9 protein-coding genes are annotated in these 12643 nt (G+C 38.3%); 2 read left to right on the forward strand and 7 right to left on the reverse strand.

Going from position 1 to position 12643, the window contains the following annotated elements:
• Window positions 1-80 precede the first annotated feature (80 nt).
• The 3 genes from alaS to GL301_RS07640 form a co-directional block, all read right to left on the reverse strand.
• A complete protein-coding gene (gene alaS / locus GL301_RS07630) occupies window positions 81-2720 on the reverse strand; it encodes an alanine--tRNA ligase (protein WP_003725978.1) in 2640 nt (879 codons plus the stop codon).
• 306 nt (window positions 2721-3026) lie between these two features.
• The gene (locus tag GL301_RS07635) at window positions 3027-3722 is read right to left on the reverse strand and encodes an ABC transporter ATP-binding protein (protein WP_003725979.1); all 696 of its coding nucleotides are present in this window, start codon (window positions 3720-3722) and stop codon (window positions 3027-3029) included.
• Between the two features lie 8 nt (window positions 3723-3730).
• On the reverse strand, window positions 3731-5230 hold the full coding sequence (locus GL301_RS07640) for an ABC transporter permease (protein ID WP_021496005.1): 1500 nt from the start codon (window positions 5228-5230) through the stop codon (window positions 3731-3733).
• A gap of 166 nt (window positions 5231-5396) precedes the next feature.
• Here GL301_RS07640 and pieR point away from each other — a divergent pair, with 166 nt between their 5' ends.
• Complete coding sequence (gene pieR / locus GL301_RS07645) at window positions 5397-6083, forward strand: two component system response regulator PieR (protein WP_003725981.1); 687 nt, start codon at window positions 5397-5399, stop codon at window positions 6081-6083.
• The gene (gene pieS, locus GL301_RS07650) at window positions 6080-7519 is read left to right on the forward strand and encodes a two component system sensor histidine kinase PieS (protein WP_003741021.1); all 1440 of its coding nucleotides are present in this window, start codon (window positions 6080-6082) and stop codon (window positions 7517-7519) included. Before pieR ends, pieS begins: the two co-directional genes overlap by 4 nt.
• 41 nt (window positions 7520-7560) lie before the next feature.
• Here the strand turns inward: pieS and recD2 are convergent, their stop codons facing one another.
• The 4 genes from recD2 to mnmA form a co-directional block, all read right to left on the reverse strand.
• Window positions 7561-9957 (reverse strand): SF1B family DNA helicase RecD2, encoded by a 2397-nt coding sequence (recD2, locus tag GL301_RS07655; RefSeq protein ID WP_003727413.1) that lies wholly within the window; start codon window positions 9955-9957, stop codon window positions 7561-7563.
• 27 nt (window positions 9958-9984) lie between these two features.
• On the reverse strand, window positions 9985-10623 hold the full coding sequence (locus GL301_RS07660) for a tetratricopeptide repeat protein (RefSeq protein ID WP_072572675.1): 639 nt from the start codon (window positions 10621-10623) through the stop codon (window positions 9985-9987).
• Window positions 10624-10663: 40 nt separating this feature from the next.
• Complete coding sequence (locus tag GL301_RS07665) at window positions 10664-11404, reverse strand: alpha/beta hydrolase (RefSeq protein WP_003725985.1); 741 nt, start codon at window positions 11402-11404, stop codon at window positions 10664-10666.
• Window positions 11405-11522: 118 nt separating this feature from the next.
• The gene (mnmA, locus tag GL301_RS07670; protein ID WP_003727410.1) at window positions 11523-12638 is read right to left on the reverse strand and encodes a tRNA 2-thiouridine(34) synthase MnmA; all 1116 of its coding nucleotides are present in this window, start codon (window positions 12636-12638) and stop codon (window positions 11523-11525) included.
• Window positions 12639-12643 lie beyond the last annotated feature (5 nt).

Raw genomic sequence — 12643 nt, forward strand, 5'->3', positions numbered from 1 at the left:
CTCATTCCTTCATGTATCTCCTTTCATTTTACACTATGTGAACGGAAATAACAAAGAAAAATGAGGCACTTTGATGAAATTTATGCTTGTTGTTCTTTTACCCAAGTAGAAACGTAATCAAGGGCTGTTCCTAGTTCTGCTGGATTTTTACCGCCAGCTTGTGCCATATCAGGACGTCCACCACCATTACCGCCGCAACGTGTTGCCACTTCTTTTAATAATTTACCTGCATGGTAACCTGCTTTGATTGCTTCTTCAGAGACTGCGGAGATTAAGTTTACTTTATCGCCTTGAACAGCGCCTAAAACAAGAATGCCTCCAATTTTTTTATCTTTCCAGTTATCCACGAATTGACGTAATTGGTTCATATCTTTTGCATTTACTTGTTTTGCAATCACTTTTACGCCGCCGATTTCTTCTGGTGATTCAAAAATATCCGCGCTTGCTGCACTCGCTAATTTACTTAATAGTGATTCATTCTCGCGTTTCACTTCACGTAAGTCAGCTTGTAATTGTTCTACTTTTTGCGGTGTTTCTTTGGTTGTTGTTTTTAGTAGACTCGCTGCCTGTTTTAATGTGTTTTCTTGTTCTGTTACAAAGCGATAGGCTTCTTTGCCAGTAACAGCTTCGATACGTCTAGTTCCCGCTCCGATACCTGTTTCGGATACGATTTTGAATAGACCAATATCAGCTGTATTACGCACATGGACACCGCCACATAGTTCAATGCTGTATTTGCCTACTTGTACAACTCGTACGATATCGCCGTATTTTTCGCCAAATAGTGCCATAGCGCCAAGTTCTTTTGCTTCTGCTATTGGCATTTCTTCAATCACAACATTGATTTGTTCCCAGATTTTTTCATTCACGATTTCTTCCATTTTCGTTAATTCTTCTTCTGTAATTTGACCAAAATGAGAGAAGTCAAAACGTAAACGATCCGGTGAAACAAGAGATCCAGCTTGGTTAACATGCTCGCCTAATGTGTCTTTGAGTGCGCGGTGTAAAAGGTGTGTCGCTGTATGATTTTTGATTGTTTCGCGACGTTTTACTTTATCAACAGCAAGTTTCACTGTGTCGCCTGTTTTTAATACGCCTTCTTTGACAGAAATACGGTGTAAATTTTGTTTGTTTGGCGCTTTTTGTACATCTTCTACATAAGCAAGACCAGTTTCGCTCTCGATGGTTCCTTTGTCAGCAACTTGTCCGCCGCTTTCTGCATAAAATGGTGTTTCTTTGAAGATGACTTGTGCTTCACTTCCAGCTGCAACTTCCTCCACAAGCGTGTCATCTTGGATTAAATACAAGATTTCTGAAACGTGCTCTGTTGAATTATAGCCAACAAATGCACTTTTTTCAGTTAAATTAGCAAGTAGTTCGCCTTGCACTTGCATCGATTTTACATCAGCACGAGCCGAGCGAGCACGGTCCCGTTGTTCTTTCATTTCTGCTTCGAAGCCAGCGTGATCCACTTTTAAGCCATGGTCTTCTGCATATTCTTCTGTTAATTCTACAGGGAAACCGAATGTATCATATAATTTAAAAATGTCTGCGCCTTTAATAATTTGTTCATTTGTTTCTTTCGCAGTTTTTAGGATTGTTTCCAAAATTGCTAGACCTTCGTTTAATGTTTCGTGGAAACGTTCTTCTTCTGTACGAATGACTTTTTGGATAAAGTCTGTTTGGTTTTCTACTTCCGGATAGAAACTATTCATGATTTTCCCAACTACTGGTACTAATTTGTACATGAATGGTTCGTTGATTGTTAGGACTTTTGCATAACGAACAGCACGGCGAAGTAAACGACGTAAAATATATCCGCGTCCTTCGTTGGATGGTAAAGCGCCGTCACCGATTGCAAATGCTACAGTACGAATATGGTCAGCAATCACTTTAAATGCCACATCATTTTCTTGAGAATGGCCATATTTCACGCCAGCGATTTGTTCAACTTCACGAATAATAGGCATGAATAAATCTGTTTCAAAGTTAGTTGGTGCGTCTTGGATGATGGAAACCATTCGTTCAAGTCCCATCCCTGTATCAATGTTTTGTTTTGGTAGCGGAGTGTAAGTTCCATCTGGATTGTGGTTGAACTGAGAAAATACTAAGTTCCAAATTTCTAAATAACGCTCATTTTCTCCGCCTGGATATAATTCTGGATCACTTGCATCGTCACCGAAAGCAGGTCCACGGTCATAGAAAATTTCGCTGTCTGGGCCACTTGGTCCAATACCGATATCCCAGAAATTATCTTCAATTTCGACGATATGATCATCACTTAAACCAATTTTTTCGCGCCATAACGTTTTCGCTTCTTCATCTTCTGGATACACAGTCACATACAATTTATCTGGATCAAAACCAATCCATTTAGGGCTCGTTAGGAATTCCCAAGCAAAAACAATCGCCCCTTCTTTAAAATAATCACCGATAGAAAAGTTTCCTAGCATTTCAAAGAATGTATGATGACGCGCTGTTTTACCAACGTTTTCAATGTCATTTGTACGGATTGATTTTTGAGCGTTCGCCATTCTTGGATTATCCGGAATAACGGAACCATCAAAGTATTTTTTCATGGTTGCTACACCACTGTTAATCCAAAGAATTGTCGGATCATTATTTGGCACAAGTGGTGCACTAGGTTCGATAGTATGCCCTTTTTCTTTAAAGAAATCTAAAAATAACTGTCTTACTTCAGCGCTTGATAATTGTTTCATTTTTTATTTCCTCCTTTTGGTTTTAACAACAAAAAAAGCCTATATGATTGCTCACAGGGACGATTTCAGTAAAATCGCGGTACCACCCTGTTTGCAATGATATAGACTTGTATCATTACCTCTTCCGTTATCTGTTAACGTGGATAAGACGGATCATCTAATGGGAGAGCAATTTTGGTGCAAGCGTGGTTTTCCTTCCAGCCATGGGAAAACTCTCTAATCACGTGGAAACCAAAATCATATTCCTATCATGTATCAATTTCTATTCAACAATAAACTAAATTATAAAGAACGGATGGCTAAATGTCAACTGTTTATTAGACTATTCGTTGATTGTTTCTTTTCAACAAAGCTTCCGTTTTTAAGCGTTAGTTTCACATCGGACACTTTTGCAATCTCGGGATCATGCGTCACCATAATAACGCATTTACCTTCTTTATGCGCTAAATCTTGGAATAAAGTAACTACTTCTTTACTAGTACGTTCATCCAAATTTCCGGTTGGTTCATCCGCTACAATTAATTCCGTTTCACAGCAGAGAGCCCGCGCTATCGAAACCCGTTGTTGTTGGCCACCGCTTAACGTCAATACTTTTTGGCGTGCCATGTCTTCTGTGATACCTACTTTTTCCAGCATACTTAGAGCAAAGGCTTTTTTATCTGGTTGATTGACATGGGTAATTTCCATTGCAGTTGTGACATTTTGTAGTGCGGTCATATAGGTCAACAGATTATAACTTTGGAACACAATCGATACATATTTATTTCTAAACTGTTGTAAGCCAATACTTTTGAGTGAGCTACCTTTATAGAAAATATCTCCTTCTTTTTGCGTATCAAGACCTCCTGCAAGAGATAAGAAAGTTGTTTTTCCTGAGCCAGAACTGCCGACTACTGTATAAAAAACACCCGCTTCAAAATCATAATTGATGTCACTTAAAATGGATTCTTCTTTCGTTTTATACCAATAAGAAATATTTTCAAACGTTAATACTTTGGTCATATCGTCACCTACTCCTGTTTAGTTAGAATTGTTTTTGGATTCATACGAAGAACGAGTGCAGCTGGTAAAAGGACTGAGATAAAGGCAATTCCGATACCAATTCCGCCCATTTTCAGCATATCTTCTAATGTTACTTGAATGTCTAATTCTTTGATTTGTTCGGTGTTTTTCGTCAAGTTGCTCACGCTCTCACCGAATCCACCTGGACCTCCTTGTCCACCACCTGGACCACGGTTTTCTGTCGAACTTGTTGTTTCAGTAGTAGATGAATTTTGTTGCGCCAATAATTGATTTCCCGCTAATTGTGCTACATAGTGACTACTTGCAGCGGCTAGGCCAAAGGAAACCAGAGCTACAATTAAAATTTCCACAAAGAATTGCGCAATCAATTTGCCACGTTTTTCACCAATTGCCAAAAGTACACCCATTTCATATTTGCGGTCGCGCACTTGCATCATAACAAGTAGACCTAAGATGAGCGCGCCTGCAATGCTGACAATGTAGACAACATTTTTAGAGAAAGATGCGACACTATTAATCGGGCCAATCATTTGTTGATAAAGCGTATCATTGGCATCTAATTTAAATGTATCCCAATCAATGCTATCAACTTTTTTTGCTTCTTTTTCAAAAGCAGAAATATTAGCCGCATCATCCATCGTATAAACAGCTGAGTCTACTGTATTTTTATAATCGGAACCCTTAATTGTATTAGCTACTGTATAAGGAACATATACTTTATTATAAGGATTTAGGAAAGAGAAGTTTTGTGCCATATCACTTCCAGAATCTGTTGTTTTATAAATACCCACAATCTTTAATGTTACTTTGGTATTGCCATCACTGGATGTGACAGTAAAAGAATCGCCAACTTTCCAATCATTTTCTTCTGCTAAATTTTCTTCTACCATAGCTACATTTTTATCTTTATCAGCGGAAGTAATTGCCACACCACTTGTTAACTCACTAGTTCCTGCTTCAAAATCAGTGCTAGTTGCAGAATCAAGTAAGCCGCTAATGCTTAAATCGGCATCTACCATTTGCGGTCCACCTTGGCCGCCTCCTGGTCCTTGTGTTTCGGTTGTAGTGGATGATTCATCACTCGAAGATGATGTATCACCGGAAGACTCGATTGGATCAAATCCGGATGCTAAAGCTTGTGTACTGGAATAATAATTGTAACTTGCTACATGTTTTAACTTTGCCAAATCATTAGCATCACTAACGTCTATCGGACTACTTTGAAATTGCGGCTTGGATTCAGTTGAGCTACTATCACTGCTTGAAGCCTCGTCTCGCATTCTCTGCATTTGTTTTTCTCGATCAACAGTTAGCGTCACTGTACCACCAAGCTGTTCTCGCGCCAACTCACTCGCTTTATCTGCAGCCGATTGAATAGTAAAACCTGATAAAATAAGTACACAGACGACTGTGAATATAATTAGTTGTAAAACAGATCTTCCTTTTCTCGCTTTCATGCTGAGCCATGCTCTCTTAAAAAAATTCATGTGATTTCCTCCATTCGGTTTCTACTCCACTAAGATTACTGGGGAGTTATGAAGAAAGTATGAACAAACTATGATGCATATTTTAAACTTTCGCGAAAAAAATAATTTGGCTTGATTATTGGGTCTAATTAGGCTAGTTTTAATGTAAGAGGAGTGAATACAAATTATGAAATTACTTATGATAGAAGATAATGTAAGTGTTTGTGAAATGATAGAAATGTTCTTTATGAAAGAAGAAATTGATGCTACGTTTGTTCATGACGGCAAGCAGGGTTATGAAGCGTTTTTTAAAGATGAATATGATATTGCAATTATTGACCTAATGCTTCCTAATATGGACGGTATGACCATTTGCCGTAAAATTCGTGAAGTAAGCGATGTACCAATTATTATTTTAACGGCTAAAGAATCAGAATCCGATCAAGTGCTTGGCCTTGAAATGGGTGCGGATGATTATGTAACTAAACCATTTAGCCCACTTACTTTAATGGCGCGAATTAAAGCTGTTACACGCCGCAAAAATAGTGCCACTTCTACAGAAAATAATGAAGATATCCTAGAAACAACTTATTTCAAAATTAGTAAACGGACACGAGAAATTTTTTATCAAGGTGAGCTACTTGACGCACTTACGCCAAAAGAATTCGATTTACTCTATTTTTTGATGCAACATCCACGACAAGTGTTTTCAAGAGAACAATTGCTGGAACAAGTTTGGGGTTATCAGTTCTATGGAGATGAGCGCACAGTGGACGTTCACATCAAACGTTTACGCCAAAAAATCGCCACCGAAACAAAGCCATTTTTGCACACCGTCTGGGGTGTTGGCTACAAATTTGATGAAACGGAATGAAGCGAATGAAATTTAAATATGCTTACCAATTATTTTTCACACAATTTATCATTTTGCTTATTGCTTGTATCATGATTGGGGTGCTTGTCTCTCACTCCTTAAAAGATTATTTTTACCAAAGCCAAGTAGATGACTTAACAAGTTATGGGCAAACGATTTCTAGGGATATTCGCTATTCGCCACAAGATGCAACGATGCAAGTTTTGAATACGTATCAGCGAATTTTAGATGTGAAAAAAATTCATTATACAATCAAAAACGCCAACGATGAAACCATTTATCCAACACAGATGAATCAGCCGTTACCAAAGGATTTCTCTATTTCTTCGGATGATAAGAAAAAACTTGAAAGTGGCGAAACAGTTAGTAAGAAAATAGATAATCGCTTTAATAAAGAAATGACAATTGTGTACGTCCCAATAATGAATGGCGACAAATTTGTCGGTTCTATCGTGCTCAATTCACCTATTAGCGGTACGGAGCAAGTAATTGGTACGATTAACCGCTATATGTTCTACACTATTTTACTTTCTATAACGGTAGCACTTATTCTTAGCGCAATCTTGTCCAAACTACAAGTAAATCGAATCAACAAACTACGAGCAGCGACAAAAGACGTTATTCAAGGCAATTACAAAGCTCGATTGAAGGAAAATAATTTTGATGAAATTGGTGCACTTGCCATTGATTTCAATAAAATGACACAAACCCTTGAAACATCTCAAGAAGAAATAGAACGACAAGAGAAGCGGAGACGCCAGTTTATTGCTGATGTTTCTCATGAAATGCGTACCCCGCTCACAACGATTAGTGGCCTCACGGAAGGTTTAGTAAATGATATTATTCCAAAAAGTGAAACAGATCGTTGCATAGCACTCATTGATACAGAAGCTAGACGTTTAACGAAACTAGTCAATGAAAATTTAGATTATGAAAAAATCCGCAGTAACAAAATTAAACTTCAAAAAACACGTTTTAATGGTAAGGAATTCCTTGAGTTAATCAAAGAACAACTTGATTATGTATCAAGCGAAAAAGGTAACACTATTACTGTTTCTATCGATAAAGACATGGCGATTTACGCAGATTACGATCGTTTAACACAAGTATTTATCAATATCGTCAAAAATAGTGTCCAATTTACTGAAAATGGTCAGATTACTCTAACTGGCACACAAGATTATAAAGAATCTGTTTTAACGATAACAGATACTGGGATTGGTATGAATACAGAGGAATTAGAACAAATTTGGGAAAGGTTTTATAAAGCAGATATGTCTCGAACAAATACCGCTTTTGGCGAATCTGGTATTGGCTTATCCATTGTGAAGCAGTTAATTGAATATCACGATGGATCAATTACAGTGACTAGTGAACCAAATAAAGGTACTTCATTTACTATTCGCCTTCCTTTTTTCCAAGATAACGAACAATAAAAAAAGAACCACTTTCTATTTTTTTAGAGAGTGGTTCTTTTTTATCCTGCCATAAATTGTTCTGGAGTAATCCCTTCCATTCCAATCATCGGATCAATTTCCGTAATATTTTCAGCTGTGAGAATTCGTTTATTTGTCATTTGTTCTAATAAAACATCTTCGCTCATTAAACGTTCAGAGAGTGTTGTATTACGTTTATTTTCATCAATTCGTTCTATCCCCATTCGAAAAGCTTCTTCTTCCCCGCAAAGAATGAGAAATTGTTTACTTCGCGTTACTCCGGTGTATAATAAATCGCGCCGTAACATCCGGTAGTAACTGCGGACAATCGGCATAATCACAATCGGAAATTCACTTCCCTGCGCTTTATGGATCGAACAACAATAAGCATGGGTCAATTGATTAAATTCTTGCCTATAGTAAGAAACCTCTGTTTGGTCAAATTGAACGACAATCAGATCTTGTTTTTCGGTATTTTCTTTGGCGTATATAATAGACACAATTTCACCAATATCACCGTTAAACACATTTTTCTCTGGTTGATTAATCAATTGCAGTACTTTGTCATGCACGCGATACTTTATGTCACCAAATTGAACTTCTTTACGACGCCCTGTATCATTTGGATTGAAAATTTCTTGTAGTTTTTTATTTAAAATATCAATGCCTGCAGGACCACGATACATTGGTGCTAAAACTTGGATGTCTTTTGCTCGAAATCCTTTGTTTTTTGCATTTTTTACCACTTGTTCGACTACATCACCAATTTGATTTACCGTGCAATGAAAAAAGGAGCGATCGGCGCTATTTTTGGTGAAATCAGCTGGCAACATGCCTTCTTTTATATAATGCGCCATTTCGATAATGGAAGAACCATCCTTTTGGCGGTAAATATCTGAAAGAGCTACAGTTGGAATTTGTTCAGATTGCAGAATATCTTTGAGTACTTGACCTGGTCCGACTGAAGGCAACTGATCTTGGTCGCCAACAAGTACCACTTGCATGTGCGCTGGTAAAGCACGGAATAATTGATTAGCAAGCCAAATATCTACCATTGACATCTCATCCACTATCAACAGTCGTCCATCAATCAGTCTTTCTGCATCATCATCCATTTGTTCTTGACCATTCATTCCAAGTAAACGGTGAATGGTCATCGCAGGAAGCCCTGTTGACTCAGACATCCGTTTAGCGGCACGGCCAGTTGGAGCAGCAAGAAGAACGGGGAAAGTCGCTCCATCTTTGTAAGCATGGGGATCAAGGCTCACACCATTTAGTTCCGCATAAAGCTCCACTATCCCTTTAATGACTGTTGTTTTCCCTGTCCCGGGACCACCAGTAAGTACGAGCATCGGAGACATTAAAGCTTGTTCTAAAGCCTGTCGCTGCGAATCTCCGTAGTGAACGCCAATCCGTTCTTCTAATTCTCCTAGAGCTAGCAGAAATTCGGATTGCGGAAATTGTTCTTGGTATTCTGTTTGTTTAAGCATTCGCTTCACGTGATATGCAAAGCCGCTCTCTGAATAATAGAGTGATGGCATGTAAACACGTGTATTTTCCGTAATAATCTTTTGTTCCTCAGCTAATTTTTCTACTTGAGCTACTAAAATATTTTGGTCAATACGAATGCCTTCGCTTTCTTCCAGTAAATAAGTTACTTCTCCGAGCAGAACCTCTTGCTCCATATATACATGACCTTGTTGCATACAAACCGAATCTAACATAAATAAAATCCCAGCACGAAGCCGTTCTGGATGATTCCCGCCAAGACCGAGTTTCCGTCCAAGCTCATCGGCACGCTGAAAACCAATCCCTTTTATATCCTCAATCAATTTATAAGGATTATTCTCTAACACTTCAATCGCATTTTGTTTATAGGCCTGGAAAATTTTCATGGATAATTGCGGACCAAAGCCATATTCGTTTAATCCGACCATCACATGCTCCAACCCTTGATTTTCTCTAAGGGAAGCAAGCAAACTTTCTGCCGCGCCAGATGGCAACTTAGGTACTGTATTTAGCAAGCTCGGATCGGATAAAATTTTTGTGATAGCATCGTCGCCAATCGTATCCACAATATTTTCAGCAGTGACTTTACCAATGCCTTTAAAAAGTTCACCGGATAGATAATTAATTAAGCCCGCTCGTGATTGTGGCATTTCCTTACGAAACCGGTCTGCTTTAAACTGTTGACCAAATTTAGCATGTTCCTGCATTTTCCCGTAGAAAGTGTATACTTCTTGCTCGTGAAGCGCTGGGAAAAAACCGGTTACGATAATATCTTTTTCGTCCCAATCCGCATTGGTTTCTTTGACCAATATTCGTACAACAGAAAAGAGGTTTTCGGCATTGTAAAAAATGGTGGACAACATCGTGCCCTTCATGAAAAGTTCTTCTGGTGTATCGTTAAATAGAGCGAGTGATTCTTGTTCAGCCATCCTAAGCCGCCTCCTTTCTAATTCGTTTTACTCTACTTCGTTCTCTAAATCTTGAATTGCATTTAAGGCGTTTTCAGCCAATTCATGTGAAGCACCTGTAGCAATCGCTCGTTCAAAATAGTTTTTAGCAAGAACGATATCTCCTTGCCACGCCAGATAAGCTGCACCAATATTGTAAAGTGCATCTGGATCTTCAGGCTTAACAAGTAAAACGCGTTCTAACATATTAATCGCATCTTCATAAAAACCACTGCGAGCAAGCACAATCCCATATTGGAATAACGCTTCGCCGTCTTCTGGGTTTAATTCGACACTTCTAAGTAAATATGGCATCGCAAGTGTTAGCTCCTCCATTTGAACAAAACTCATTCCTAACATGAAAAATAAATCACCATTTTCCATTCCTTGTTTTGTGGCATTTTGGAAGCTATCTGCCGCTTCTTGATAACGCTCTAATTCATAATATAAATTTCCTAAGCTATAGTAAGCAGCTGGAACTGTGTCATCTAGCTCTAGTGCTCTTTTGAAAAATAATTCCGCACGTTCAAAATCATCCATTGAAAGTAAAACATTTCCAAAATTAATATAACCAACTGGATCACTTGGATGTTCTTCAATTACTTCTGTAAATAACTTGACTGCTTCTTCTAAATTTCCTTCTTGCATTTGTTTAATACCTAATTGATTTTTATCCATGTTATCCCTCTTATCTTTCCTGATTTTTTACAGATGTATTAAGCCACGTAATGAGCGCATTCGCTACTTGATCAGTTTGTTCTGGTCCACTAATCGTTGCTTTTCCGTCCCCATGTTGTTCGCCATATGAACCGAACTGCGCATGATTTCCACCTTTAATAGAGACAAAGGTAGTATCTTTAGGTAAGTATTTTTTATTTTTATTATAAGAATCTTGGTTTAACACTTCATCCTTAGTCGCTGTGACAGAAAGCGCTGGAAAAGAAGCATTTTTTAAGGAACCTTTCTTATCTGGGTAACTAGCTAAGAAAAACGCGCCTTCTATTTCGCTTTCGTTATCATGTGCAAATCTAGAAGACATCACGCCACCAAGCGAGTGTCCACCAATGACAAATTTTTCATCCGGAGCCTCATCAATAATATCAGCAGCTCGATTTTTACCAAATACAGCTAAATTAAGGGGCATTTCAACGATGTACGTTTTGTAACCGCTCGAAGCTAGTTTGTTTGCAAGAGGTGCATAACTTAACGCATCAACAAAAGCACCTGGATATAAAATAACACTCATATCGGCATCCAATTTACGCGGAGTAAAAACAAGGATGTCATTTTCTTCAAGCACATCCACTGCTTTAGTTGAATTTGCAGCATTTTCTGCAGTTGTAGACGGTTCTGAGTTGAAATAAAAATATCCCCAAATAAGAAGACAAAATAAAACAATCGCACTCCCAAAAATCGCTATCTTTTTCATAAAGGACCTCTTTTCCCTGTTTCGTATAATATTTTACCATAAAATCTGTTTAAAAAAACGCATTTAAACAAGAAAAAAACCGGAGTCTCGTAGAAAACAAGATTCTCCGGTTCCAGTTTTAGCCTACATAATCTAACTTCGCGCCGTTTTTCCAAACCGTATCGATTGTTCCACCGCCAAGGCAAATGTCCCCGTCGTAAAATACAACCGCTTGACCTGGTGTGATTGCTCGAACTGGATCAGCGAAAACTACTTCTGCTGTCCCATCTTCGCGCAAGTGCACGGTTACTTTCGTATCAGTTTGACGATAGCGGAATTTGGCAGTACATTCGATTGTTTTCGGTTTTTCTGCATTCGTTGTGAAAGAAATATCTGTCGCAATTAACGAATCTGAATATAGTGTTTCATGATGGAAACCTTGTTCCACAAACAATACATTTTCTTTTAAGTCTTTACCAACAACAAACCAAGGTTCACCGTCTCCACCAATACCTAAACCATGGCGTTGACCGATCGTGTAATACATCAAGCCGTCATGTTTCCCTAACACTTCACCGTTCAGTGTTCTCATTTCACCAGGTTGCGCCGGAAGATATTCACTTAAAAATTGCTTAAAGTTTCTTTCGCCAATGAAACAAATCCCAGTGCTATCTTTTTTGTTTGCAGTAGCAAGTCCGGCTTTTTTCGCAATTTCGCGCACTTCTGTTTTTTCCATGCCACCAAGGGGAAACATCACTTTTTTCAGTTGATCTTGTGAAAGTTGGTTTAAAAAGTACGTTTGATCTTTATTATTATCGACACCTCGAAGTAATTCAATTTCATCGCCGACTTTTTTCACTTGTGCGTAGTGACCAGTTGCCACATAGTCCGCACCAAGACTTTCCGCATGTTCTAAAAATGCCTTAAATTTAATTTCTTTATTACACATAACGTCTGGGTTTGGCGTGCGACCGAGCTTGTATTCATCTAAAAAATACGTAAACACTTTATCCCAATACTCTTTTTCAAAATTGACCGCATAATAAGGAATACCGATTTGATTGGCTACGCGAATCACATCATCATAATCCTCCGTTGCTGTACAAACGCCAAATTCGTCCGTATCATCCCAATTTTTCATAAAGATGCCAATAACATCATAACCTTGTTCTTTTAATATATGAGCAGTGACTGATGAATCTACTCCGCCTGACATGCCGACAACTACACGAATGTCACTATTATTTGTACTCAAAGTTC

The sequence above is a fragment of the Listeria sp. LM90SB2 genome, assembly GCF_028867355.1.
Classification (GTDB): domain Bacteria; phylum Bacillota; class Bacilli; order Lactobacillales; family Listeriaceae; genus Listeria; species Listeria monocytogenes_B.